This is a genomic window from Paenalkalicoccus suaedae (genome assembly GCF_006965545.2).
Taxonomy (GTDB): domain Bacteria; phylum Bacillota; class Bacilli; order Bacillales; family Salisediminibacteriaceae; genus Paenalkalicoccus; species Paenalkalicoccus suaedae.
This window is the reverse complement of sequence record NZ_CP041372.2, coordinates 2,848,867-2,875,514: the sequence shown is the minus strand read 5'-3', so window position 1 is coordinate 2,875,514 and position 26,648 is coordinate 2,848,867. Positions and strand designations below refer to the sequence as shown.

26 protein-coding genes are annotated in these 26,648 nt (G+C 44.4%); 23 read left to right on the top strand and 3 right to left on the bottom strand.

What is annotated here, in order from left to right:
* Positions 1-379: 379 nt before the first annotated feature.
* From FLK61_RS15375 to FLK61_RS15335, 9 genes are all read left to right on the top strand, one after another.
* Positions 380-1,573, top strand: a complete 1,194-nt coding sequence (locus FLK61_RS15375; protein ID WP_176010248.1) for an ATP phosphoribosyltransferase regulatory subunit — start codon at positions 380-382, stop codon at positions 1,571-1,573.
* Positions 1,566-2,213 carry an ATP phosphoribosyltransferase gene (hisG, locus tag FLK61_RS15370; protein ID WP_176010247.1) on the top strand — a complete coding sequence of 216 codons (648 nt, stop codon included), beginning with the start codon at positions 1,566-1,568 and terminating at the stop codon, positions 2,211-2,213. Before FLK61_RS15375 ends, hisG begins: the two co-directional genes overlap by 8 nt.
* Positions 2,210-3,484 carry a histidinol dehydrogenase gene (gene hisD / locus FLK61_RS15365; RefSeq protein WP_176010246.1) on the top strand — a complete coding sequence of 425 codons (1,275 nt, stop codon included), beginning with the start codon at positions 2,210-2,212 and terminating at the stop codon, positions 3,482-3,484. The genes hisG and hisD overlap by 4 nt, the downstream gene beginning before the upstream one ends.
* Positions 3,485-4,078: an imidazoleglycerol-phosphate dehydratase HisB gene (gene hisB / locus FLK61_RS15360; protein ID WP_176010245.1), complete on the top strand. Its 594-nt coding sequence runs from the start codon at positions 3,485-3,487 to the stop codon at positions 4,076-4,078.
* On the top strand, positions 4,075-4,701 hold the full coding sequence (gene hisH, locus FLK61_RS15355) for an imidazole glycerol phosphate synthase subunit HisH (RefSeq protein WP_176010244.1): 627 nt from the start codon (positions 4,075-4,077) through the stop codon (positions 4,699-4,701). Before hisB ends, hisH begins: the two co-directional genes overlap by 4 nt.
* Entirely contained in the window at positions 4,694-5,434 is a 741-nt protein-coding gene (gene hisA / locus FLK61_RS15350) for a 1-(5-phosphoribosyl)-5-[(5-phosphoribosylamino)methylideneamino]imidazole-4-carboxamide isomerase (protein ID WP_176010243.1), read from the top strand. The genes hisH and hisA overlap by 8 nt, the downstream gene beginning before the upstream one ends.
* The gene (hisF, locus tag FLK61_RS15345; RefSeq protein ID WP_176010242.1) at positions 5,434-6,192 is read left to right on the top strand and encodes an imidazole glycerol phosphate synthase subunit HisF; all 759 of its coding nucleotides are present in this window, start codon (positions 5,434-5,436) and stop codon (positions 6,190-6,192) included. Before hisA ends, hisF begins: the two co-directional genes overlap by 1 nt.
* Complete coding sequence (hisIE, locus tag FLK61_RS15340; protein ID WP_176010241.1) at positions 6,189-6,845, top strand: bifunctional phosphoribosyl-AMP cyclohydrolase/phosphoribosyl-ATP diphosphatase HisIE; 657 nt, start codon at positions 6,189-6,191, stop codon at positions 6,843-6,845. Before hisF ends, hisIE begins: the two co-directional genes overlap by 4 nt.
* 1,092 nt (positions 6,846-7,937) lie before the next feature.
* A complete protein-coding gene (locus tag FLK61_RS15335; RefSeq protein ID WP_176010240.1) occupies positions 7,938-8,702 on the top strand; it encodes a hypothetical protein in 765 nt (254 codons plus the stop codon).
* Between the two features lie 679 nt (positions 8,703-9,381).
* On the opposite strand, the gene FLK61_RS15330 is transcribed toward FLK61_RS15335, so the two are convergent.
* Together FLK61_RS15330 and FLK61_RS15325 are read right to left on the bottom strand one after the other, a co-directional pair.
* Positions 9,382-10,890, bottom strand: a complete 1,509-nt coding sequence (locus FLK61_RS15330; RefSeq protein ID WP_176011266.1) for a phytoene desaturase family protein — start codon at positions 10,888-10,890, stop codon at positions 9,382-9,384.
* 73 nt (positions 10,891-10,963) lie between these two features.
* Complete coding sequence (locus FLK61_RS15325; protein ID WP_176010239.1) at positions 10,964-11,521, bottom strand: methyltransferase family protein; 558 nt, start codon at positions 11,519-11,521, stop codon at positions 10,964-10,966.
* A 192-nt stretch (positions 11,522-11,713) separates the two neighbouring features.
* Between FLK61_RS15325 and FLK61_RS15320 the strand changes: the two genes are divergently transcribed.
* The 7 genes from FLK61_RS15320 (at position 11,714) to FLK61_RS15290 (ending at position 17,626) form a co-directional block, all read left to right on the top strand.
* A complete protein-coding gene (locus FLK61_RS15320) occupies positions 11,714-12,721 on the top strand; it encodes a tetratricopeptide repeat protein (RefSeq protein WP_176010238.1) in 1,008 nt (335 codons plus the stop codon).
* 85 nt (positions 12,722-12,806) lie between these two features.
* Positions 12,807-13,763, top strand: coding sequence for a thioredoxin-disulfide reductase (gene trxB, locus FLK61_RS15315; RefSeq protein ID WP_176010237.1), 957 nt, complete (start codon positions 12,807-12,809; stop codon positions 13,761-13,763).
* A 249-nt stretch (positions 13,764-14,012) separates the two neighbouring features.
* Positions 14,013-14,519 (top strand): NUDIX hydrolase, encoded by a 507-nt coding sequence (locus FLK61_RS15310; RefSeq protein ID WP_176010236.1) that lies wholly within the window; start codon positions 14,013-14,015, stop codon positions 14,517-14,519.
* Entirely contained in the window at positions 14,497-15,381 is an 885-nt protein-coding gene (gene rapZ, locus FLK61_RS15305; RefSeq protein WP_176010235.1) for an RNase adapter RapZ, read from the top strand. Before FLK61_RS15310 ends, rapZ begins: the two co-directional genes overlap by 23 nt.
* Positions 15,378-16,325: a gluconeogenesis factor YvcK family protein gene (locus FLK61_RS15300; protein ID WP_176011265.1), complete on the top strand. Its 948-nt coding sequence runs from the start codon at positions 15,378-15,380 to the stop codon at positions 16,323-16,325. Before rapZ ends, FLK61_RS15300 begins: the two co-directional genes overlap by 4 nt.
* Positions 16,326-16,356: 31 nt before the next feature.
* Entirely contained in the window at positions 16,357-17,298 is a 942-nt protein-coding gene (gene whiA / locus FLK61_RS15295) for a DNA-binding protein WhiA (RefSeq protein ID WP_176011264.1), read from the top strand.
* Between the two features lie 70 nt (positions 17,299-17,368).
* Positions 17,369-17,626, top strand: coding sequence for an HPr family phosphocarrier protein (locus tag FLK61_RS15290; protein WP_176010234.1), 258 nt, complete (start codon positions 17,369-17,371; stop codon positions 17,624-17,626).
* A gap of 605 nt (positions 17,627-18,231) precedes the next feature.
* On the opposite strand, the gene clpP is transcribed toward FLK61_RS15290, so the two are convergent.
* Complete coding sequence (clpP, locus tag FLK61_RS15285; protein WP_176010233.1) at positions 18,232-18,828, bottom strand: ATP-dependent Clp endopeptidase proteolytic subunit ClpP; 597 nt, start codon at positions 18,826-18,828, stop codon at positions 18,232-18,234.
* A gap of 225 nt (positions 18,829-19,053) precedes the next feature.
* Between clpP and rpoN the strand changes: the two genes are divergently transcribed.
* From rpoN to gpmI, 7 genes are all read left to right on the top strand, one after another.
* On the top strand, positions 19,054-20,373 hold the full coding sequence (rpoN, locus tag FLK61_RS15280) for an RNA polymerase factor sigma-54 (protein ID WP_176010232.1): 1,320 nt from the start codon (positions 19,054-19,056) through the stop codon (positions 20,371-20,373).
* A gap of 1 nt (position 20,374) precedes the next feature.
* Positions 20,375-20,614 carry a glutaredoxin family protein gene (locus FLK61_RS15275; RefSeq protein ID WP_249777611.1) on the top strand — a complete coding sequence of 80 codons (240 nt, stop codon included), beginning with the start codon at positions 20,375-20,377 and terminating at the stop codon, positions 20,612-20,614.
* A gap of 166 nt (positions 20,615-20,780) precedes the next feature.
* On the top strand, positions 20,781-21,806 hold the full coding sequence (locus tag FLK61_RS15270; protein ID WP_176010230.1) for a sugar-binding transcriptional regulator: 1,026 nt from the start codon (positions 20,781-20,783) through the stop codon (positions 21,804-21,806).
* A 104-nt stretch (positions 21,807-21,910) separates the two neighbouring features.
* Positions 21,911-22,918: a type I glyceraldehyde-3-phosphate dehydrogenase gene (gene gap / locus FLK61_RS15265; protein WP_176010229.1), complete on the top strand. Its 1,008-nt coding sequence runs from the start codon at positions 21,911-21,913 to the stop codon at positions 22,916-22,918.
* Positions 22,919-23,076: 158 nt separating this feature from the next.
* Positions 23,077-24,261 carry a phosphoglycerate kinase gene (locus FLK61_RS15260; protein ID WP_176010228.1) on the top strand — a complete coding sequence of 395 codons (1,185 nt, stop codon included), beginning with the start codon at positions 23,077-23,079 and terminating at the stop codon, positions 24,259-24,261.
* A 17-nt stretch (positions 24,262-24,278) separates the two neighbouring features.
* On the top strand, positions 24,279-25,037 hold the full coding sequence (tpiA, locus tag FLK61_RS15255) for a triose-phosphate isomerase (protein WP_176010227.1): 759 nt from the start codon (positions 24,279-24,281) through the stop codon (positions 25,035-25,037).
* Entirely contained in the window at positions 25,030-26,568 is a 1,539-nt protein-coding gene (gene gpmI, locus FLK61_RS15250) for a 2,3-bisphosphoglycerate-independent phosphoglycerate mutase (RefSeq protein WP_176010226.1), read from the top strand. Before tpiA ends, gpmI begins: the two co-directional genes overlap by 8 nt.
* The last annotated feature ends 80 nt before the right edge of the window (positions 26,569-26,648 follow it).

The window sequence follows — 26,648 nt, the reverse complement described above, 5'->3', positions numbered from 1 at the left end:
AGAGAGAGACGACAGTCGAACTCTGCCGACGAGGAAGCTCAAAGACCGGCCCTATGGATGTCGTAGAGTGTCTGGCGGGCTGACAGCTCGGAGAGCAGATTTAAACTAATTGGCACTTAAGCAACAGAAGCTCGAAGAGCTGAGAAGTTGTATTTGAACGAAACTAGTTGGCACTTAATAAACATCAGCTCAAAGAGCTGAAGAATGTATGGCTCTTCAACTTGACTACCCTTCTCATCCATTGTAGACTACTCATATGATCTTTATTGCTCTATCATATTAGCGAACTAAAGCGTCACCCGATATAAACACCAGAAAAGCCCTTGAAATCAACCAAAAACACACACGTGTTTGTCATAGAGAAAGGATGTCCAAAACAATGAGTAAACTATTTATGTTCGAAAAGCCACAAGGAATGCGAGATACCCTACCAGAGCTTTACGAGTTAAAACGCAGAATTAGAGACACATTTGCAAAAGAGATTGCACAGTGGGGCTTTGAACGCGTAGAGACGCCGTCCGTTGAATTTTATGAAACAGTCGGCGCAGCTTCCGCTATTCTAGACCAGCAACTATTTAAGCTTTTAGACCATAAAGGCAACACACTCGTTTTAAGACCCGATATGACAGCACCGATTGCACGAATTGCAGCATCCACGTTAAAGGACGCAGACCGTCCTTTACGCTTAACGTACGATGCACCCGTTTTCCGTGCTCAGCAAGCAGAGGGTGGGAGACCGGCAGAATTTGAGCAAATTGGCGTGGAGTTAATTGGAGATGGATCGAGCGGAGCGGATGCAGAAGTGATCTCTCTCATGATGTCATCGTTAGCACGAGCAGAAATTAGCTCGTACCAAGTAGCTATAGGAAACGTTGGATTTGTGAATGCCCTACTAAAAGAAATTCTAGGCAACGATCATAGATCGCAGGAATTCCGTCGCTATTTATATGAGAAGAACTACGTTGGTTTCCGCAAAGCAGTCGATGCCTTGCCACTATCGTCGATCGATAAAAATAGATTGAATAAATTACTCCGATTAAAAGGAGATCGAAGCGTCATTGACGAAGCGAGAAAGCTAGTCGAGTCACAGGAAGTACAAGAGGCGCTTGATCAGCTGGAGATGGTCATGTCGATCTTAGCGGACTATGAGAGTGATGAACACGTCCTGATCGATTTAAACCTTGTCATGCACATGAGCTACTACACGGGCACGGTGTTTGAAGCCTATAGCGAAGGACTTGGCTATCCGCTTGGAGGCGGAGGTCGCTACGATAAACTACTTGAAGCGTTCAACCACGATGAGCCAGCAACTGGCTTTGGGCTTCGATTGGATCGACTGGCGGAGGCTGCTGGTCGCAAAAAGCAGCGCGTCATGAAGGATTCGTGCATTATTTTTAGCCAGGATCGCAGAAAAGAAGCGATGCAGGCGGCGAAGAAGCTTCGCGAAACAGGTCGTTCCGTCGTGATGCAAGAGATCGCTGGAATTAAAAACGTCGATTCCTACTCATCGCAGTTTAACGATGTGCAATATTTCGTTGGATCGAATGGAAATGGAGGATCAGCTAATGAGTAAGTCACTGTTAACCGTTGCAATGCCAAAAGGGCGAATCTTTGAAGAAGCAGTTGGTCTTCTTCGTCAGGCAGGCTATGCAATTCCGGAAGAATTTGATGAATCTAGAAAGCTTATTATCGATGTACCTGAATCAGGCATGCGCTTTATTTTAGCAAAGCCAATGGACGTGCCTACCTACGTCGAGCATGGTGTTGCGGACGTTGGAGTTGCAGGGAAGGATGTTATGCTAGAAGAAGAGCGTGATGTTTATGAAGTATTAGATTTAAAAATTAGCGCCTGCTATATGGCGGTTGCGGCTCTTCCATCGTATGATCCGAGTGCGGATGTGGCACCAAAGATTGCGTCTAAATATCCAAAGCTTACGTCTGATTATTTCCGTGAACAAGGCGAGCAGGTGGAGATCATTAAACTAAATGGATCGATTGAGCTTGCGCCGATTGTAGGCTTAGCCGATCGTATCGTCGATATTGTGTCAACAGGTCAAACCCTTAAAGAGAATGGTTTGGTGGAAATAGAGACGATGATTCCGATCACATCACGATTTATCGTGAATCCAGTTAGCTATCGCACCAAGTCTAAGCAAATTGATGAGATGGTGGATCGATTAGCGGAAGTCGTGTCAGAGGAGGTAGCAAAGTGAAGATTTTACCTTTAGAAGAATCGATTTCGCTAAAGCGCACGATTGATCAAGGAACAGAGGAACAGCGTATTGCCGTTCAAGCGATTTTAGCAGACGTTCGTGCGAACCAAGACAGCGCTGTGTTGCGTTACACGAAGCAGTTTGATGGCGTGGAGCTTACTGATATGCGAGTGACAGACGCGGAGATAAACGAAGCGGACAAGCGTGTAACAGACGAAACGAAGGAAATTATTCGCGAAGCGATTGCCAATATAAAAGACTTCCATGAGCGCCAGGTGCAGCAGTCGTGGATGACAACGAAGCCTGATGGAACGATTTTAGGACAAAAGGTTACGCCACTTGATGCTGTCGGCGTTTACGTACCAGGAGGACGCGCAGCGTATCCATCGTCGATCATGATGAATGTAATCCCAGCGCTTGTTGCTGGTGTGGAGAGAATCGTCATGGTTTCGCCCCCACAAAAAGATGGAGGTCTAGACGATACGGTGTTAGTGACAGCGAAGGAGCTAGGCGTCAAAGAAATCTATAAGGTTGGTGGCGCGCAGGCGGTAGCGGCACTTGCTTACGGCACAGAGCAAATTGCGCCTGTGGATAAAATTACCGGACCTGGTAACATCTTTGTTGCGTTAGCGAAGCAGCACGTGTACGGGACGGTCGATATTGATATGATTGCTGGACCGAGTGAGATCGTCGTCCTTGCTGATCAAACTGGACGCGCAGACTACATTGCAGCAGATTTACTCTCACAGGCAGAGCACGATCCTATGTCTTCGGCTATTTTAGTGACGACGAATCAAAAGTTAGCGGAAGCCGTTAGTAAAGAAGTGGACAAGCAACTTGAGACGTTACCTAAACGAGAAATTGCCTCGGAAGCGATTGAGAAGCATAGCTGTATTTATGTTGCAGCAACGCTACATGACGCAGTCAAAGCAACAAACGAGCTTGCGCCGGAGCACCTTGAGTTACACGTGGAGGAGCCATGGGTGGTGCTTAGCCAAATTCGTCACGCCGGCGCTATTTTCTTAGGAGAAATGAGCTCGGAGCCTGTTGGGGATTATTTTGCTGGTCCGAATCACGTACTCCCAACGAACGGCACAGCGCGCTTTAGTAGCCCGCTAAACGTCGAAGATTTTACAAAGAAATCAAGCATTATTTCCTATAGTAAGCAGGCGATAAAAGAGCACGGTCATAAGATCTCAAGCTTTGCTCGGTTAGAAAATCTAGAGGCGCACGCACGCGCTATTGATCTACGTTTAAAGGAGGACGAGTAAATGACAAAGAGACAATCATCGCAGTCGAGACAAACGAACGAAACGCAAATTGAGCTTACTTTCAACATTGATGGGGAAGGGAACGCAAACCTACAAACCGATGTCCCATTTATGACGCACATGCTCGACCTATTTACACGTCACGGTCTGTTTGACTTAGACTTAACAGCGCGAGGCGACGTAGAAATTGACGATCACCACACGACAGAGGATATTGGTATCGTTCTTGGAACCGCGCTACAAGAAGCGTTAGGTGATAAGCGCGGTATTAAGCGCTACGGGAACTTTACCGTACCGATGGATGATGCGTTAGCGCAGGTCGTGATTGACTTAAGCAACCGACCTCATTTCGAGCTAAAGGGAGAGATTCCTCGTGGCAAGGTTGGTACGTTTGATACGGAGCTCATCGAAGAATTCCTATGGAAGCTAGCGCTCGAAGCACGCATGAACTTACATGTGATCGTGCACTACGGGACGAATGCGCACCACATTATTGAGGCGATCTTTAAGGCACTGGGACGAGCGCTTGATGAAGCTACACAGGTAGATCCACGCGTTAAAGGAATTCCATCTACAAAGGGGAGTCTCTCATGATCGGGATTATCGACTATGGTATGGGCAACCTGCACAGTGTCACGAAGGCGCTTGAGCGTCTAGGTCACGTACCGTTTGTATCAGAGCACGCCGAGGAGTTATCGAAGGCAGATCAATTAATCCTGCCTGGCGTCGGCTCGTTTAAGGACGGAATGGCCGAGCTTGAAGCACGCGGACTAGATGTGTTTGTGAAGCAGTGGGCGGAGGACGGTAAGCCGCTATTAGGTATTTGTTTAGGCATGCAATTGCTATTTGATGAAAGCCAAGAAAACGGGCTGACGAAGGGGCTTGCACTCTTGCCAGGAAGCGTTGTAAAGTTCCAAGAGGGTGTTGCAAAAGTACCTCACATGGGCTGGAATCAACTCTCGTTTCGCCAAAAAACGCACGAGATCTTGAAAGATGTTAAAGAAGGGCACGTCTACTTTGTGCACTCGTATTTTGTGCAAACAAAGAACGACGAAGTGCTTGTGGCTACGACGGACTACGCGGATGCGGTGGTGCCTGCGGTAGTTGCGAAGGATAGTGTCTGGGCGACGCAGTTCCATCCGGAGAAGAGTAGCGGAGTTGGAATGAGTATGCTGAAGAATTTTGTGGAGCAAAAAGGGGGCGTTCGCGTTGAGTAACGAGTTTATTGTGTATCCAGCAATTGATATTAGAGGTGGCAAATGCGTCCGCTTGCTTCAAGGTGACTACGATCAGGAGACGGTGTACGGCGATTCTCCGTTTGATATGGCAAAGACGTTTGAGGAGCAGGGAGCGACGTGGATTCACATGGTGGATCTAGACGGCGCGAAGGCAGGTCAACCGGTCAATCACGAGGTGGTGATTAAGGCTGCTTCTGAGCTGTCTGCAAAGGTCCAAATTGGCGGCGGGATTCGCACGGCGGAGGACGTGGCTCGTTATTTAGACGCTGGTGTGAGCCGAGTGATATTGGGCAGTTCCGCGATTTCTGATCCGGAGTTTGTCACATCGATGCTTGCTACATACGGCGGCGAGCGCATTGCGATTGGCATTGATGCGCGCGACGGATTTGTGGCGACGCACGGTTGGCTACAAACGTCCGAGGTCAAGGCGGAGGAGCTTGGTAAGGAGCTTGCTGCTAAAGGCGCGGAGACATTTATTATGACCGATATTTCTCGCGATGGGATGCTCTCAGGTCCTAACGTCGAGGCGATCGCAAGCCTTGGTCAGGCGACTGGCAAGCAGGTGATTGCGTCAGGCGGCGTGAGTAGCATGGATGATTTGCGCGAGCTTGCGGAGAGAAAAGATAGTGGCATTGCTGGAGCAATTACAGGTAAAGCGCTTTATACCGATCGAATCGATCTGAAGACGGCGATCGAGGAGGTGCAGCAGTAATGCTCACAAAACGTATTATTCCGTGTTTAGATGTAAAGGAAGGGCGCGTTGTAAAAGGCGTGCAGTTCGTTGATTTACGTGACGCTGGGGATCCAGTCGAGCTTGCGGCGTTTTACGATGAGCAAGGTGCAGACGAGCTTGTCTTTCTAGATATTTCCGCGTCTCACGAAGGTCGTGAGACAATGGTCGATGTAGTCGAGCAGGTGGCAGGAACGCTTGCAATTCCGTTCACCGTTGGCGGTGGAATTAATGCTTTGTCTGACATGAAGCGAATTCTTCGCGCAGGAGCGGATAAGGTGTCCCTTAATACCGCTGCGGTTTTACGTCCGGAGCTTATTAAAGAGGGCGCTGACTTCTTTGGCTCCCAGTGCATCGTGGTCGCGATTGATGCAAAGTGGGACGAGGCTTTAGACTCCTGGCGCGTGTACACGCACGGTGGTCGCAAGGCAACAGATCGCGAAGTCATTGCCTGGGCAAAGGAAGCTGTTTCCTTAGGCGCTGGCGAGATTTTACTAACAAGCATGGACGAAGACGGAGAGAAGTCTGGCTTTGCGATTGAATTGACAAAGGCTGTTAGCGAAGCTGTCTCTGTGCCAGTTATTGCCTCAGGCGGTGCTGGAAATCAGGAGCATTTCGAAACTGTCTTTACAGACGGAAAAGCAGATGCGGCTCTTGCGGCATCCATCTTTCACTATAAAGAGACTTCTGTCGAAGAAGTTAAAACATACTTACGCGGAAAGGGGCTACCAATTCGATGAACATAGATCAGCTACGCTTTGACGAAAAAGGCCTTCTTCCTGCGATTGTTCAGGATTTTTCTACGAAAGAAGTGTTAACACTTGCCTATATGAATAAAGAGTCTTTAGAAAAGACGCTAGAGATCGGCGAGACGGTCTTTTACAGCCGTTCTCGCGAGGAGCTGTGGCACAAAGGCGCAACATCTGGTAACACGCAGCGCGTCGAGGAGATCCGCTACGACTGCGATCAGGACGCACTTGTTGTCCTCGTCACACCAGCCGGTCCCGCTTGTCACACCGGCGAGCGCACATGCTTCCATGAGACTCTCTTTGCAGGAGAAGACACGGTAGAGACTTCGAAAGACGGAGAAGCTAATCGCTTTGCTATTATCGAAGAGCTAGAGCAACTATTGGTGGAACGCGAGCAAACAATGCCAGAAGGCTCTTACTCGACGTATTTATTTGAAGAAGGCGTCGATAAGATTCTAAAGAAAGTCGGCGAAGAAGCATCAGAGATCATCATCGCGGCTAAGAATCGCGACAAAGACGAGCTTACGTGGGAAAGTGCAGACTTCCTTTACCACTGGTTGGTTCTCTTGCAGGAGCAAAAGCTGCCGCTTGATCGGGTATTAGAGCGGTTGAAGGATCGGCATAGTGGCAAGAAAGGGATCTAAGGTCTTGATTTATACAGGCTCTGCGAGCCTGTTGTTGCTGAAGTGCTAACTAGTTTAGTGCGTTAGCTCTTCGAGCTTAATTGCTGAAGTGCGAATTAGTTTCGTTCAGTATTACTAATTATTGAGGGTAAGAGGAGTCAGCTCTGCGAACGCCCTTCGACATTAGTAGGGTCAGTGCCTGAGCCTACTCGTCGGGCAGGAGTCGACTGTCGTCTCCTCCTAAACGCCCTTCTGCGTGGTCTCATTCCCTGCCTATTCCTACTAATTGTCTCCGGGCATTCTCCGAGTCTGCCTCCTCTTGAGCTTTTTTAGGTTGGTAGATTAAATAAGAGATCTTAGTTAAGTTCGATTGAAAACTAAAACCAAAACCGAAAGCAAAGTTAAAAGCAAAAATAACGCAAAACTAAAAGCTGGTTCAAAAACTTGATCATAACTTTTGAGGCTGTTATTTAGATATGTTAGATTGATGCTCGCTTTCTTCTTTTATAGAGGAAGGCGGGCTTTTTTGTGATTTAAGGAACTTTTAAAGTCGCATTCTTCACAAAAGAAATTTATTAAGTGATAAGTTCAAGGTAACCGCACTAAATTAACCTTAAATACAGATTACCTGCAGAATTTAAACGCTCTTAAAATGAACCTGTAAGTAAAATATTGCTTCAACGAATGATGCAATTCTTATAAAAGATAGTCCATAAGAATATTTTAGAATGTGGAGAGAATAAAACTTATAAGAATTCACTCTAGAATCTTTAAATTTAATTAAAAGAGGAGTTTGATAACAAGGTTAAAAGTATGAAAGTAGTAATAAATGATCAAAATAATCTTTCGAAAAGGTAGGAGAAAATGGTATAATTATGTTAGTTGATAAGTTTTTAGTGTGTTTTGCTCTTGGACCTTTGCTTTTTCCTCTTCGCGAAATTACCCGTTATTGCGAGTATCACTCTTACTTTTTCCTCTTTCGACAACTAATAGCTCCTTATTGGATTATAAAATTTCATACATATGTTCCACAATCGAAATAAAAAGGAGAAACTTCTCCCTTTATTATAAATAAATGGTATTATTTTTAAAAATAAATGGAGGTAACAAACTTTGAAAAAAATCGCACACGTATTATCAGCAGGAATTCTAGCTATCGTCTTAGTTGCATGTTCCAATGAGGAAGAACCTGTATTGGAAGAACAAGCTGACGCAGCGGAAGGAACAGAAGAAGTTCAAGACGATAATCAAAAAGAAAACGACAATGTGAATGAAGTAGAAGCGGAAGTCGTTAATGAAGAAGTTGACGAGTATCATGTTAGTAATTTTGGGGAAACGAGATTAGAAGTTCATCCGGATTTAGGTGTTGAAATAGACGTGTTGGAAGATTATCGCTTTGTCATCGAAGACAATACATTTGTTGTAAGTAGTCAATATGCTATGTTACGTATTTCAAATGTTCCTGAAAGGTGGGAAGATAATATAGAGTCTTACGAAAATCAAATGACTTCTACTCGTCCCTTCCTCAATAAACGAGAGACAGAAGAAATTATCATCAGTGATTTAGCTGAATCGGCTACTTTCTATTACTCTGGAGTAGATGGAAATAGAGAAATGTACATCTTAAATACAGTAAAGGAATTCGGAGCTTATTATAATGTAACTCTAACATTCCCGGAAGGGGAATTTGAAGAGCATGGGTTACCTATGTTAGCAATTCTCAATAGTCTTCACGTACCTGAAGATAGCCTACAAGCTTCTTTCGAAGACTTTGACGGAGAAGAGTACTTGCAACGTCTAGAAGAAGAAAATAAACGTCTTATGGAAGAGCAAGTCGACCCATGGGAAACTCAAGGAGAATTACCTGACGAGGAATAAAGTATTAGACAATAATAAATTAAACTACCCAACCTATTTAAATGGTTGGGTTTTTTTGTGTATAGATTGACTTCGACTCGAAAACGAGTATGATAATAAAAATTTGAAAAGGGGATGCAAAATGCTCATTAAAAGCAAGCGGTTAACAAAATTTTCAATCGGTTTAGCAATGATTACGACAACATTCCTTCTCCCTTAACCAATACAGGCTCAGGACAACGATGAACCTCCAGAGCCAATCTAAGCAACTAATAGTAGTTTCGCGTGTGTTACGAATCTGGATGCCAGTAGTTCGGAGTATCAGCCGCATTCTAGTGGTCGAGAATACGTTGATATCACATTCATATTTAAATCAAGTGTATTATATTAGAGAAAAAGCATAATAGTCTTTTCCTCATGTGTATTTATCTTAAGGAAACAAGTGAAGCAATAAAGCCACTATAACCAAGGGCGACCCGGAGCGGCGTTTGCGTTACTACCAGTGGTAGCTCTTCCGCGAAGCGAAAATCCTTTCTGACGGCCGTTGGCCGACAGAAATAGTTGAGCAAGCCATCACAGGTAGTAGCAAACGCCGCGCAGGGGCGCCGAAGGTGCCCGCCCTTGACTTGAACTTAATCAATTGACCTTGAACTTCTTACACACAAAAAACCTGCAACTAAGTTGCAGGCTCATGTAACCATTAATTCGCTTTCGCGTTCTTTTCTGCCTCATGCTTTAGAATAAGATCCGCAGTCAGCTGGCCAGAAAGGGTAACCATCGGTACGCCTCCACCTGGGTGCGTGGAACCGCCTGCAAAGTAGAGGTTCTCATATAGAGAGCTCTTTGCTGGGATTTTGAAACCACCGTTTGTAGATTTATCGGCAGCGACACCGTAGATGCTTCCGCCGTTAGCGCCGTATAGCTCTTCGAGTGTGTCAGGTGTAAACTGGTATTCGAATTCGATTGATTCGCGAAGACCCGTTAAGCCCATGCGCTCTAGCTTGTTTAGAACGACAGCGCGGTAGTCTTCCCAATCGACATCCTTTTTCATAGCTGTTTTTGGTGGAACATGTGTTAATACGAACAGATTTTCTTTCCCGTCAGGTGCTTGAGACGGGTCGGACTTAGAAGAGACACCAATGTAAACAGTTGGGTCATCCGCAGGAACGCCTTTTTCAAAGATTTGTTTAAACTCTTTTTCTGGATCTTCACTGAAGAAGAAGTTGTGATGATCTAATTCTTCGAATTTGCGATCCACTCCTAGAAGGAGGACGAGACCAGATACAGTTGGTTGGAACGTTTTAGAAAGTTGTTTCACTTCCTTCTTCACACGACCATCCTTTTTAGGAATAAGCGTGTTGTAAGCAGGGATGACCTCTAAGTTAGAGACAACAACGTCTGCTTCGTAGAAAGTACCGTTAGCTGTTACAACACCTTTTGCTGTGTCACCATCAAGGTAAATGTGAGATACCTCTTCGTTTGTGAGCACCGTTGCGCGTAGTTCGTCTAATACTTTTTGCATGCCGCGAGCGATATTGTACATGCCACCTTTTACGTAGTGGATGCCTAGTCCAAATTGAACGTAGACAAGCTGGTTTAGGATGGCTGGAGCTGCATATGGGTTAGAGCCAACGTACATAACAAAGAAATTAAATAATTGCTCAAGCTTTGGATTGTTAAAATGCTTTTTCGTGCCTTGGGCAACGGTATTAAATGGGTCCATAGATAAGAGCTCTTTTAAAGAATGCTGAGAGCGTAAATCCTTTAGTCCAGAGATGCTTGTTTTATAAAAGCTTTTCATACAAACGTCGTACATTTCCTGCGAGTATGCAAGGAACTTCATGAACGAAGAGTCTGGCTCAGGCTTTACTTTCTTTAGCTCCTCAAGCATTTGAGGGATGTCAGAAAGTACATCGATGGATGTCCCGTCCTCATAGAAGGTACGCCATTGAGGCTCAATGCGTTCGATTTCCATATAGTCATCCAGCTTTCGGTGGACGCTATCGAATAGCTGTTCTAATACCCATGGCATCGTTAAGATGGATGGGCCTGTATCAAACGTAAAGCCTTTACCACTGCGTTGATTCAGTTTGCCCCCGATCGTGTTGTTCTTCTCTAATACGGTAACGTCATATCCTTCACCTGCTAGGCGGATCGCTGTGGATAAACCACCAAGACCTGCTCCAATGACAACTGCTTTTTTTGCTATAGACAAGTAAAACACCTCCGAGATAGTTGGGTGTGAGCTATATTACACGGCATTGCCGTTAATATCAGTACAGTTAATAAATAAAGGGAAAGAGACGATAGCGTGATTCACGCCACGTTTTGTACTCCGGACCGAATGCCCCTATAAGCATATTCTCTTCTAGTTGCATACGTCTTAGAAGAAGTGGAGTAAAGAAGAGTAGAGCTGTGACTACGCCAAGAATGCTTCCCGTATAGACACTAAACCCTAACACAATACTAAAAAGGCCAGTATAGAGCGGGTGACGCAGGATGCGATAAGGGCCTTTACTGACGAGTTTATCGCCGTCGCGAACTTGTACATCACGGGTAAATTGTTTGCCAAGCTCCATGATGCCCCAGTAGCGCAAAAAGATCCCAAGACCTACTAATACGACACCGATCGTTTGAATTCCTGCCTGTTCAGTCGCTAAAATGCCGAACTCCCGCGAAACGAGAGAGATGGCGACAACGGCGATAACAGAGATGAGGATCCATGGGAATGAGGAACCATCTGCTTCGTCGGTTGCTTCAGTTTTACGACTTTTGAAAAGGAGAAATTCCCCGACCCAAATAATAGAAAGTCCGATAAATATGTAGTCGAGAACGGTCATACACGTCACTCCCAAATTATGTACTGTTTGCACAACACTATACTATATACCCTATCTTACCTAATCTGACACCTTTATCAAGAATTTTCTGACACCGCAGTAAAGATATCTTGCTTTTGATGCGTTGTAAGGCTATTCCTAGCGTGTTATACTGCATATTAGTGTATTTAGAAGAACGGAGGATTTGCCTGTATGCAGCAAACCGAACGCGGACTTGTCATTCCATTCATGCGGGATGGAAGTTTTTTTTATAAAAAGGGGTTAGAGTCTTACGAGAATAAACGAATCACAAAAGCGATTCGTCATATGAAGCGTGCGATTGAGATTGAACCGGAGGAGCCTGTATTTGCGTGTCAGCTAGCGATTATTCTAGCGGAAGAAGGCGACTACGCGACGTCTAACAGCTGGCTTCGTAAAATAAAAGATGATATCGATCCGTCGATGCCAGAGAGCTACTTTTTTTTAGCGAATAATTTAGCGCACCTTGGGGAATTTACGGAAGCAAGAGAGCATTTAAAAACGTACCAGCGTCTAGATGCTGAGGGCGAATTTTCAGAGGATGCGGAGATGCTATTAAGTCTCATCGGATCAACTGAAGACAACGCTGATGCAAATCCATTTACGATGCCGGTGATGAGCGCCTTACACATTGGTGACTTCGAGCTCGCCGAAAAAGAGGCGCGTGCCATGATTACGACTAACCCTAGAGAGTGGCTCCACTATGTGTATGTAGCGGAATCGTTGTTACACCAAGGAGAGCTTAAAGAGGCAGATCAAACTCTTCAGGATGTACTGACTAAGGTTGGTGATCACGTGCTGGCCCGAGCGGTCTACACGACTCTTTTGGTCGAAAATGGGGACGAGGCCGCTGATGAATTAGTGAGAGGGCTCCGCCTTGCTGTTCCAATGGATAGCTTCCATATGTATATGGTTGGGCGTGCGCTTTACTTTGCATCGGAGTTTGAGGCTTCGTATCAGCTGTTGCAAAAATGTATTCCAAGAACGAACGCTGTTTATCTTCATCAGCTCGCTGTTGTTGCAGCGCGAACTGGGAGGTTTGAGGTTGCTGCGAAGCTTTGGGATCAAGCAGCTACATTACACGCTGAATATAAGCCAGATTTTAAGGCTTTTGAGGAGCGTGCTAGATCACAAGAATATGCAAGTGAGCATAAGGTAGAGTGGCATTTACGTCGTATATAATCAAGTGAGCATATAAGTAGACGAATGAGCGAATTTCTTTTAAGATGAGGGAAGAGTAAATGAATGAAGAAGGAGTGTGAACGGAATGAGTGAAGAAAAAATCCATGACGTTATCATTATTGGAGCGGGACCAGCGGGGATGACAGCCGCAGTTTACACATCCCGTGCTAATTTAGATACAATTCTGTTAGAACGCGGTGTTCCAGGTGGACAAATGGCAAATACAGAAGAGGTTGAGAACTATCCAGGCTATGATCACATTTTAGGTCCGGATTTATCAACAAAAATGTTTGAGCACGCAACGAAATTTGGTGCTGTCTATAAATACGGAGATGTAAAAGAGATTACCGATCACGGAGACTACAAGGTAGTAAGAACGGGAAGCGGAGAGTTCAAAACGCGTTCCATCATTTTAACTACTGGTGCACAGTATAAAAAAATTGGGGTGCCTGGCGAGCAAGAGCTTGGTGGCCGAGGCGTTTCTTACTGTGCGGTCTGTGACGGTGCCTTCTTTAAAAATAAAGAGCTAGTGGTTGTTGGTGGAGGAGACTCTGCAGTAGAGGAAGCCGTTTATTTAACTCGTTTTGCTAGTAAAGTAACAATCGTGCACCGCCGTGATGAGCTTCGTGCACAAAAAATTCTTCAAGACCGTGCTTTTGCTAACGAAAAAATTGAGTTCATTTGGAGTCACACGGTAAAGTCCATTAACGATGAGAATGGTAAGGTCGGCAGTGTGACGTTAATTGATAAAGCGGACGGTAGTGAGAAAGAGTTTAAAACAGATGGTGTCTTCGTTTATATTGGCATGCTTCCAATTAACGAGCCATTCTTAAACTTAGGTATCACTAATGATGAGGGCTATGTTGTAACAAATAGCGATATGGAAACGTCTATCCCTGGTATTTTTGCGGCTGGAGATATTCGCGACAAAATGCTGCGTCAGATTGTTACAGCGACAGGTGATGGAAGTATTGCGGCACAAGCTGCTCACCACTACATTGAGAACTTAATGGATAAAGTGGGCGAGAAAGAATCCGTTTAAGCAAAACGTAATTTTGCTTTAATTTACCTGTAACAGCACTGCAACATTTAAGGGGTATACTACAAGTAGTAATTGACCCCCTTTTATATATTTGATGACGCGAACGAACGCCGTTCGCGTCCTTTTTTTGGTCTGAAATGTGTAATATTCTCTTAGCGTAATTCCTATTTCGATATCCTGCCTAAGCTGTTGGTGGCATAGGATAGATATAGTATAATGGGAATAAATGCATCATAGAGGGGTGTAGCCGTGCGAGTGACAAACTGTGTAATTACACATGATGGACACGTTTTACTTCTTCAAAAACCAAGTAGAGGCTGGTGGTCGGCTCCTGGCGGTAAAATGGAGCAGGCAGAGTCTGTGATAGAAAGTGTACGCCGAGAAATTTACGAAGAGACAGGAATCCGTATCGATGAGCCAGAGCTCTGTGGCGTTTTTACATTCGTTATTTATAAAGATGAGACGATTGTAAAAGAGTGGACGATGTTTACCTTTCGCACAGCTTCTTTTAGTGGGGATATGGTGGAACATTCGCCAGAAGGCGTGCTTTCTTGGATTAAGGAAGAGGATCTACGTGACATTCCAATGGCACCAGGTGACTATCCTATAATCGATCATGCCTTGCACGGCGAAGGCGTCATGTACGGCACCTTCACCTATGATACAGATCGCACGTTATTAGATCTAAAACTAGAAGCATCAGGTACAACCATTCGCGAAGGAGGGGCTCACTATGACAGAGACAAACACAATTGAACTAGTAATCATTACAGGTATGTCTGGAGCAGGTAAAACAGTTGCTGTCCAAAGCTTCGAGGATATGGGCTATTTTTGCGTCGACAACCTGCCACCTGCGTTAATCCCTAAATTTATCGACTTAATGGACGGCTCCGGTGGCAAAATGAAAAAAGTAGCGCTTGTCATTGATTTGCGAGGTCGAGAATTTTTCGACCAGCTGTTCGAGACCATCGACAGTGTTTCGGCTGAGTCAAATATCACGCCACAAATCGTCTTTTTAGATGCTTCAGATGAGACGCTCGTCCGCCGCTACAAAGAGACGCGCCGCACGCACCCATTAGCGGAGGGAGATGCCCCACTTGTTGGGATCAACGCCGAGCGCGAGATTTTAGATGATCTCAAAGGTCAGGCTCAGATCATTATCAACACGACAGGACTTAAACCTCTTCAGCTTCGCGAAAAAATATTGGAGCACTTTCAATCAAATAAAAAAGAGAGCTTTCGTATTCAAGTCATGTCGTTTGGATTTAAGCATGGCGTACCAATTGACGCTGACTTAATGTTTGATGTAAGGTTCCTACCGAATCCGCACTACATTGATCATTTAAGACCAAAAACAGGCCTTGATAAAGAAGTATCGGACTATGTGTTAAAATGGTCGGAAACGCAACAGTTTATGGAGAAGCTCGATGACTTGTTACAATACATGCTTCCTCATTATAAGCGGGAAGGGAAAAGCCAGCTTGTCGTTGCGATCGGATGCACCGGAGGCAAGCACCGCTCCGTCACTCTTGCCGAATACTATAACAAACGCTTCCAAGAGCTTGATTATCTAACAAACGTCACCCACCGTGACGTGGAGAAGGGTCGCAGGGAATAGTGAAACGAGCGAAAGTAGTGGTCCTCGGAGGAGGGACAGGTCTCTCTGTCCTTCTTCGTGGTCTAAAAACGTTCCCAGTCGACATTTCCGCAATTGTGACGGTTGCGGATGACGGAGGCAGCTCGGGTCGTTTGCGAGAAGAGCTAAATATCCCACCACCTGGTGATGTACGTAACGTGTTAGTCGCTTTGTCAGAAGTGGAGCCACTTGTCGAAGAGCTTTTTCAGCATCGATTTGAACTTGGTAAAGGATTGATTGGTCATTCTCTCGGCAATTTACTGTTAGCAGGAATGACGTCTATTACCGGAGATTTTGCACAAGGGGTGCAGGAGATCAGCCGTGTATTAAACGTGAAAGGGAAAGTGATCCCGGCATCAAATAAGCATATTACTCTTCATGCGGAGCACGAAGATGGTACAGTAACATCTGGAGAATCAAAGATTCCTTTGACCGGCAAAAAAATCAAACGTGTGTTCCTCGAGCCAAAAGAGCCTGAAGCGATGTATGATGCTGTCTATGCAATTGAGTCGGCGGATTTAGTTGTACTTGGGCCAGGGAGTTTGTATACGAGTATTATGCCGAATGTACTTGTGCCGGGAATTACGGATGCGATCAAGCGCTCTACGGCAACGAAGGTCTATATTTGTAATGTCATGACACAGCCGGGGGAGACGGACAACTATGCTGTCTCCGATCATGTTGCGGCGATCAATGATCATGTTGGGACAAATATTGTAGACGCTGTGCTACTGAACTCACAGCAAATCCCATTCTCTTATGCACAGAGGTATAAAGAGGATGGCGCTATAGGAGTCGAGGTCGACCGCGACGTACTTCAGGCAATGAACGTACGAATTATCGAGGACGAGCTGCTTTCATTTAAAAATGAACTTGTGAGACACGATGCCATTAAGCTATCCCAGCGTCTCGTATCGCTTCTATAGGGTAATAAATGAATAAAAGGGGGGTGGAATGATGTCGTTTGCTTCGATGACAAAAAAAGAGCTTACGCAGTTAGAGATTGATCCATGCTGCTCGAAGGCAGAGCTTGCCGCTTTGATTCGCATGAATGGGTCCGTCTCTTTACGTAATATGCAGATGACGCTCGATATACAAACAGAGAACGCGGCCATCGCTAGACGCATCTATTCCTTACTAAAGTCAATATATGAGGTACACGTGGAGTTGCTCGTTCGTAAAAAAATGCGACTGAAGAAAAATAACGTGTACGTGGTGCGCATTTCCAAACAGGCGCGAGAGATATTAGAATCGCTCCGTATCGTAGATGAGGCGTTTTCGTTCACACGAGAGATCTCACCGGAGTTAATTAAAGATTCCTGCTGCAAGCGAGCGTATTTGCGAGGTGCATTTTTAGCAGGTGGTTCGGTGAATCATCCGGAGACATCCTCGTATCACTTGGAAATATTCTCGTTTTATGAAGAGCATAATGCATCGCTCCGTGACTTAATGAATTACTTTGAGTTGAATGCAAAAATGATCGAGCGAAAAAAGGGATTTATCCTTTATTTAAAGGAAGGCGAGAAGATTAGCGAATTCTTAAATGTAATTGGCGCACATCAAGCCTTGCTTCGATTTGAAGATACACGTATTATGAAAGATATGAGGAACTCCGTTAACCGTTTAGTTAATTGTGAAACGGCTAACTTAAACAAAACAGTCGGAGCAGCTATGCGCCAAGTGGAAAATATCCGCTTAATTCGAGACGAAATTGGCTTAGATGCTCTTCCTGAAAAACTTCGCGAAATTGCTGAGCTGCGCATTGAACACCAAGATGTTTCACTAAAAGAGCTCGGAGAAATGCTGACTAGTGGAAAGGTAAGTAAGTCAGGCATTAACCACAGGCTACGTAAGATCGAAGAATTTGCTAACAAGCTCCGTGCAGGGGAAAAAGTGTAGGACCCCTGCACTTTTTATCTATCCGGATGAAAGCGCTTGTTTTATAGACGAGGAAAAGGAGGAATGGATTATGATCGAAAAAACATTGACTGTTAAGAGAAAAAGTGGCCTTCAAGCAAGACCAGCTGCTCTATTCGTACAAGAGGCTAATCGCTTCCATTCGGATATCTTTATCGAGAAAGACGATAAAAAGGTGAACGCAAAAAGTATTATGGGGATCATGAGCTTAGCTGTTGGTGCTAACAAGGATATTACCCTTAAAATTGACGGACCTGATGAACAAGAGGCAATGGATGCCTTAGAAGAATTCGTCAGTAAAGCAGAATAGTTTTATATCCCTAAAGCGTACAAGCCTTTGTCTATGAGACGAAGGTTTTTTGTTTTGGATTTTTGAGGATCGAGGATTGGGTGGATGGGGAGTGCGAGATTGAGAGGGCGCGGAGGGATTTAAGAGCCTTGAGGGATGCTTTGCGTCAAGTAAAGGTCTGTTTGCATCAGATCGAAGGTAAGGTGCGTCAGTTAGGCTTTCGTATGCGTCGGTTTAATTTGCTTTGCATCAAATCAGGGTGTCGATGCGTCAAACTGGTAGCCGGTTGCGTCACTCAGGGTATCTGTTGCGTCAAATTGGCACTCCTATGCATCAACCCCCTATTGTGTAATAAATTCAAAGGTCACATCCAAAATCTAATAGTAAAAAATCAAAGTTGTTTATACTATCCATTAGCTAAGGCCCCAATTTTCATTAAAAACAAAGCTATACAATAGCTTAGGATCATTCCAAAAAATACGTGAATAAAGTGCCAGACTGTTCGTGCAATGACGCAAGGAACATCATCGGTTCTCGCTCTGTTATCGATACAGATTTTATCCTCATCCCCCATACATAACAAAACGCCCCTAATCGCAGCTGCGACTAGGAGCGTTCATTACGTATTAAGAACCGATTGTTGGAGCTTTTGCCATTACGTCATCGATCAGGCCGTATTCTTTTGCTGTTGCAGCAGACATGAAGTTATCGCGGTCTGTGTCGCGCGCGATTGTTTCAAGTGGCTGACCTGTTCGCTCAGCTAAAATTTCGTTTAGCTTTTGACGCATTTCAATAATGCGACGCGCGTGGATTTCGATATCAGATGCTTGACCTTGTGTTCCACCAAGTGGTTGGTGAATCATAACTTCAGAGTTTGGTAGCGCAAAACGCTTACCAGGCTCACCAGCTGCTAATAAGAAGGCACCCATAGATGCTGCCATACCGATACAAATTGTTTGTACGTTTGGCTTGATGAACTGCATCGTGTCATAGATTGCCATACCTGCTGTGATAGAGCCACCTGGGCTGTTGATGTATAACGAGATGTCTTTATCAGGGTCATCAGCAGTTAGGAAGAGAAGCTGTGCAACGATAGAGTTTGCAACGTTATCGTCAATTCCTGATCCTAGCATAATAATACGGTCTTTTAGAAGGCGTGAGTAAATGTCATAAGCACGTTCTCCACGGTTCGTTTGTTCGATTACTGTAGGTATTAAATTCATGATTCAATTCCTCCTTAAATGTCATCTTCTAAGTATTAGATACGGGGAGTGTATATTCCTGCCTCCTCTTCGTATGAAACCATCATAACGCTAATGGTCAATGAAGGTCAAATAATTTAAACTCAAAAGTTTCACTTTTCATGATAACCGTAATTCTTGTTTCATAAACCAAAGAATAATGTATGTTAAAATAAATGGTGTAAGTGAGGAAGGGAGTGTCGCGACGTGGATTTTAGATTAGTGCAAGAGCAACAAATGAAGCTGGTTATGACCAATGAGTTGCGGCAGGCGATTACGATGCTCCAGTATTCCATGCACGACCTGCAGCAGTATTTGCACGACCAGCAGCTTGAGAATCCATTAATTGAATTACAGGAGAAGCGCACGGATGCTTCGACCGATTATAAAACAGACTTTACGTCTTATCAATCCGAAGAGGATTATACATCACCACTTGACTATGTAGCGAACACGGAGGAGGGACTCCATGACTATCTGCTGCATCAGATTCGGGTTTGGGATATCTCAGAAGAGATGAAGCGTATAGTGAGCTACTTGGCGTTGCATGTGGATGAAAATGGGTACCTGCATTCTCCGCTTCAAACGTTTGCTGAAGAGTTAAATACTTCGATCGAGCAAACGGAGGATGGCGTGCGCTTATTACAAACACTTGAGCCTCATGGAGTTGGTGCGACTAGCTTAAAAGAGTGTCTCTTGTTGCAACTTCACTATCTCGAGGTGCGCGATCCGTTGACCGAAAAAATTGTAACAGAGCACCTTGATGCCTTAGCCAAAAAGCAGTGGCAACAAATTGCAAAGGCAGAAGGAATTGATATCTTAGATGTGCAGTACGCAGCCGACTTCATTCAATCACTAAACCCAAAACCAGGAGCTGCTTTTGCTCAAGAGCCACCAAGCTATGTTATTCCAGATGTGCTTGTCCATATGTATGAAGGTACGTGGAGAGTGACTTTAAATAATGCGGACCTTCCTAAAATGACGATGAACCGTCAGTACGAGCAACTGCTTACTAACAAGCAAAAGGAAGTGCAGGATTATTTAAAGAATAAACAAGATCAGTTTGAGTGGATCCGTCGAAGTATAGCCCAGCGCCAAGAAACGATTTTACGTGTAACAGAATCGATCATCGAACACCAAGAAGCGTTTTTAACAGATGGAGAGGAAAAGCTTCGTCCATTAAATTTAAAACAGATCGCCGATCGAATTGGTGTTCATGAATCAACTGTTTCTAGAGCGACTACCAAAAAATATGTGCAAACGCCTCGTGGACTATACGAGCTTAAATATTTTTTCACCAAGGGAATAGGAGATTCAGAGACTGCAAGCTCGGCCGAGAAAATTAAGACGTATATGAGACGATTGATTGAGAATGAACCGAAGCAAAAACCTTTATCCGACCAAAAGCTGTCAGACCTACTTAAGGCTGAGCATCATATAGAAGTGTCGCGTCGGACGATTGCTAAATATCGCGAGGAGATGCAAATCGCGCCGTCCTCTAAGCGAAAAAGATACGGAGATGGATAAGATGACGTATTATTTTTACACGAAGGAGCAATGTCCACTCTGCGAGGATGGTCTTGCGGCCGTAAGATTGTTGCAAAAAGAGCTAGGATTTGAGCTTGAGGTGAGAGATATTTATAAAAATGACGAGTGGCTCGAGAAGTATCAGATTCGTATTCCGGTCATGACTGATAAGGATGATAGCGTTATCGATGAGGGCAACATCTCTTACTGGTCATTAAAAGAAAGCGTTGATAGAGCCTAAAACGAGTCAAAAATAGTTGCTTCGACATCATTTCCTTGATACAATGACAGCGCAGGTAAAAAAAGCCGCGCATCATGGAAATGATTTTTTTTGACCTGAGTGGGACGCAATATGTCTACAAGGGACGTTTCGTGTCCCTAATGAATAGGGACAAAGGAGAATTCGGATGAATATGCTATTAGATTTGCAGAAGAAACTCCTGCCGGACCTTGTCGAAGTCTTAGGACTCCGATTTCGCATTCTACGATACATACGCCTCATGCAACCAATTGGTAGGCGAACGCTTGCGACGAACTTAGAAATGTCGGAGCGAGTGCTTAGAAGCGAAGTGACATTTCTTAAAAGCCAAGGACTTGTCGAATTTGCTACATCAGGAATGACGTTAACGGAAGAAGGACAAAATCTTCTTAGTCAGCTTGAAGTAGTGATGAAAGAGGTATTTAATACTCGCTCCATGGAAGAGGAGCTACAGGCAAAGCTTGGTGTAAAAGAAGTCCATGTCGTACCAGGAGACAGTGATCAATTTCCTTGGGTAAAAAAAGAAATGGGTAGAACGTGTGTGAATGTGATTAAGCGCAACCTAGCGATGCAGGGCAATATTATCGCAGTAACAGGTGGCACAACAATCGCAGCCGTTGCCGAGATGCTCGTTCCTGATTCTGATTTAAAAGAATCACTATTTGTTCCAGCTCGAGGAGGGCTAGGTGAGCAGGTAGAAAATCAGGCGAATACGATCTGTGCCACAATGGCACGTAAAGCAATGGGCACATACAGATTGTTACATGTCCCAGATCAAGTGAGTAAAGACGCTTACGAATCATTAGTATTAGAGCCGTCGATTCAATCTATTCTCAAATTGATTCATTCTGCTACGATGGTTATTCACGGTATTGGTGAAGCACAGACAATGGCAGACAGGCGTGATACAGAAGAGGATGTTTTAGCAAAGCTGAAAGAAAAAGAAGCTGTAGCGGAAGCGTTTGGCTATTACTTTAATAAGTCTGGTGAGATTGTTCATAAAGTACCCACAATTGGCCTGCATTTAAACGACCTTGAGTCGATCAACACAATCATTGCGGTTGCCGGCGGAGCTTCAAAAGCAGAAGCCATTCAAGCGTATTTGATTAAAAGCCCAAGTCAGGTATTAATTACCGATGAAGGAGCTGCTAAAGAAATTTTAGCGAAATTGTAAGTTTATTTTTAGCTTAGTACGTGAAGAGTATTAAGTGGCACATTTTAATTCAAGGGTAACCCCTTTGAAATATAAATTTACCTACTTTAAGGAGGAATTTTATCATGGCAACAAAGATTGGTATTAACGGTTTTGGACGTATTGGACGTGTCGTATTCCGACAAGCTCTAAAGAACCCTAACGTAGAGGTAGTAGCAGTAAACGACTTAACGGACGCTAACATGCTAGCGCACCTACTTCAGTATGATTCTGTTCACGGGAAGCTTGACGTAACAGTAGAAGCGAAGGGTGATAACCTAGTAGTTGACGGGAAAGAAATCGTTGTAACTGCTGAGAGAGACCCAGCTAACCTAAAGTGGGGCGAGCTTGGAGCTGAAATCGTAGTAGAATCTACTGGTATCTTCACAAAGCGCGACGCTGCTGCGAAGCACTTAGAAGCTGGAGCAAAGAAAGTAGTTATCTCTGCACCTGCAACTGACGAAGATGTAACAATCGTTATGGGTGTAAACGAAGATAAGTACGATGCAGCTAACCATGATGTTATTTCTAACGCATCTTGTACGACTAACTGCCTAGCTCCATTCGCGAAGGTATTAAACGATAAGTTTGGTCTTAAGCGTGGAATGATGACAACTGTTCACTCTTACACAAACGACCAAAGCATCTTAGATTTACCACACAAAGACTACCGTCGTGCTCGTGCGGCTGCTGAGTCTATCATCCCAACATCAACTGGTGCAGCGAAGGCAGTATCTCTAGTACTTCCTGAGCTAAAGGGCAAGCTAAACGGTGGAGCTATGCGTGTTCCAACTCCTAACGTTTCTCTTGTTGACTTAGTTGCTGAACTAGACACTAACGTAACTGCTGATGAGCTAAACGCAGCATTCAAAGAAGCAGCTGAAGGCGATCTTAAAGGTATCCTAGGATACAGCGAAGAGCCACTTGTTTCTCGTGACTACAACGGAAACAACTATGCTTCTACAATCGATGCTCTTTCTACAATGGTTATGGAAGACAACATGGTTAAAGTAATCTCTTGGTACGATAACGAGACTGGTTACTCTACACAGGTTGTACGCCTAGTTGAGTACGTAGCAGCTAAAGGCCTATAATTCGGGTAGAAAAAAAGCACAATCCTGAATCAACCTTTAGGAGACGGGCAACGTGTCCTGTCTCCTTTTTTATTTTTCTTTCACATAAGGGATCTACCATCAGAAGGCTTCATGGCCTTTTGATGCATTACTTACTAAGAAGAGGGAGGCGTTTCTCCATGAACAAACAATCGATTCGTGATATCGATGTAAAAGGAAAACGTGTTTTTTGTCGTGTAGACTTTAACGTACCAATGAAGGACGGAGAAGTAACAGACGATACACGTATCCGTGCAGCCGTGCCAACGATTGAACTATTAGTTGAAAAGGGTGCAAAAATCATTTTAGCGAGCCACTTAGGTCGCCCAAAGGGTGAAGTAGTGGAAGAGCTTCGATTGGATGCAGTAGCACAACGTTTAAGCGAACTACTAAATAAAGAAGTAGTAAAGACAGACGAAGTGTACGGAGAAGAGCCTAAAAAGGCAGTAGCTTCACTAGAAGAAGGAGACGTACTTTTACTTGAAAACGTACGCTTTGAAGCTGGTGAAGAAAAGAACGACGAAAACCTTGCGAAAGAATTCGCTGCATTAGCAGACGTATTCGTTAATGACGCATTCGGTGCTGCTCACCGTGCGCACGCATCAACAGCGGGCATTGCTGCTCACATTCCTGCAGTAGCTGGTCTACTTATGGAGAAGGAGCTTGATGTATTAGGGAAAGCAATGGCTAACCCAGAGCGTCCTTTCACAGCAATTGTTGGTGGAGCGAAGGTAAAAGATAAGATCGGCGTTATCGATAATCTTTTAGATAAAGTAGATAACCTTATTATTGGCGGAGGACTTGCTTATACATTTGTAAAAGCACAAGGTCATGAAGTAGGGAAATCACTTCTTGAAGAAGACAAAATCGATCTAGCGAAGCAGTTCATGCAAAAAGCGAAAGACAAGGGCGTGAAGTTTTACATGCCAGTCGACGTGACAGTTGCAGATGATTTCGGCGACGATGCAAACAAAAAGGTTGTAGCAATTGAAGAGATCCCTGCTGATTGGGAAGCACTCGACATCGGACCTAAAACAATCGAACTTTACAAGGACGTTGTAAAGAATTCGAAGCTTGTTATTTGGAATGGACCAATGGGAGTATTCGAACTTGAGTCCTTTGCTAAAGGAACAAAAGGTGTAGCAGATGCACTAGCAGAATCTACGGACACGTATTCTGTTATCGGCGGAGGAGACTCTGCAGCAGCTGTTGAAAAGTTTGGTCTAGCTGATAAGATGAGCCACATGTCTACAGGTGGCGGAGCTTCTCTAGAGTTTATTGAAGGTAAAGAACTACCAGGTGTAGTAGCTCTTAACGATAAATAAAAAGGAGGACGAACAACATGCGTAAACCAATTATTGCTGGTAACTGGAAGATGAACAAAACAAAGTCGGAAGCGATTGCTTTCATTCAAGAAGTAAAAGGGTTAGTACCACCTTCAACATCTGTTGATTCTGTGGTTGTAGCTCCTGCTATCTTCTTAGATGCATTAGTACAAGAAACAGAAGGTACGGACGTAAAAATCGGTGCACAAAACGTATATTCTGAAGAGAGCGGTGCATTCACTGGTGAGATTAGCCCGTCTTCTCTAAAGGACTTAGGCGTTGAGTACGTTGTAATCGGACACTCTGAGCGTCGTGAGCTATTCGGTGAAACAGATGAGTCTGTTAACCAAAAAGTTCACGCTGCATTAAAGCAAGGGTTAACGCCAATCGTATGTGTTGGGGAAACACTTGAAGTACGTGAAGCTGGAAATACAGCAAGCGTTGTAACAGAGCAAGTTAACGCAGGACTAAAAGGTCTTTCAGAGGACCAAGTGAAAGAAACCGTTATTGCTTATGAGCCAATCTGGGCAATCGGAACTGGTAAGACAGCTTCTTCAGAGGATGCGAACGAAACATGTGCGGTTATCCGTAATGTCGTGAAAGAAACGTTCTCTGAATCAGCAGCTAATGCAGTGCGCATTCAGTACGGCGGAAGCGTAAAGCCAGCCAATATCGATGAGCTACTTGCTCAGTCTGATATCGATGGTGCATTAGTAGGTGGCGCAAGTCTTGAAGCAGATTCCTTCTTAAAGCTAGTGGAGGCGGGAAATGAGTAAGCAGCCAAAAGCGCTGATCATTCTCGACGGATTTGCTTTACGCGAAGAGTCAGAAGGAAATGCAGTAGCACAAGCTAAAAAACCTAACTTTGATCGATTCTGGAACAACTATCCGCATGCAACGCTTCAAGCATCTGGACTCGAGGTAGGTCTTCCGGAAGGTCAAATGGGTAACTCTGAGGTTGGACACTTAAACATTGGGGCAGGGCGAATTGTTTACCAAAGTTTAACTCGTATCAATCTTGCGATTCAGGACGGTTCATTCTTTAAGAATCAAACGTTCCTAAACGCGATCGAGCACGCAAAGACGAAGGGTACGGCGCTTCACCTATATGGACTAGTGTCGGACGGTGGGATTCACAGTCACATCAGCCACTTATTTGCACTACTCGAACTTGCTAAAAAGCACGAGGTAAAAGACGTTTATGTGCATGCGTTCTTAGATGGACGTGACGTTGGACCAACAACGGCACAAACGTTTATTTCTCAGCTTGAAGAAAAAATGGTCGAGCTTGGTGTAGGAGAAATTGCTACTTTACAAGGTCGTTACTATGCAATGGATCGCGATAAGCGTTGGGATCGTGCTGATAAGAGCTACCGTGCGATGGTGTACGGTGAAGGCCCTAAAGCAACCTCAACGAAGGAAGCGATCGCTACGTCATATGCAGAAGGTAAAAACGACGAGTTTGTTTTACCAACTGTTATGACGAAGGAAGATGGCGAAACGCCGGTCGCAACGATTAAAGATGAAGATGCAGTTATCTTCTTCAATTTCCGACCAGACCGTGCGATCCAGCTATCGCAGATTTTAACAACGGAACCGTTCGACTTCATTGACCGTGGAGACAAGTTTCCGAAGCATCTGCACTACGTGTGTATGACACATTATAGTGATTCTGTAAAAGGTCATATTGCATTTGAGCAGACAAGCATGGTAAATGTATTAGGAGAGGTTGTTTCAAACGCGGGCATGAAGCAGCTTCGAATTGCAGAAACAGAGAAGTATCCTCACGTAACATTTTTCTTTAGTGGCGGTCGTGAGAAGGAATTTGACGGAGAAAAGCGAGTATTAATCGACTCTCCTAAGGTTGCTACTTACGATTTAAAGCCAGAGATGAGCGCGTATGAAGTAACCGACGCTCTTCTTCAAGAAATCAACAACGATGAGCACGACATGATTATCTTAAACTTCGCTAACCCAGATATGGTTGGACACTCAGGTATGCTTGAGCCAACGATTAAGGCGATTGAAGCAGTGGATGAATGTCTTGGCAAGATCGTGGATCTTATCCACGAGAAGGGCGGAAACGCCATTATTACCGCTGACCACGGTAACGCCGATGTTCTTATGCAAGAGGACGGTAGTCCGATGACGGCCCACACGACAAATCCGGTTCCAGTTATCGTAACGGATGAGTCAGCTACACTTCGTGAAGACGGAGTTTTAGGTGATCTAGCACCAACAATGTTAGAGCTATTAGGTGTCACACAGCCAGAAGAAATGACTGGTAAGTCTTTATTAAAGAAGTAAAGTACGTTTAGCAATAAGGCAAGTAAGAGCGCAGATGGAGCCTGACTCTCTTACTTAGCACTAACAAATAAGGAGTGTTT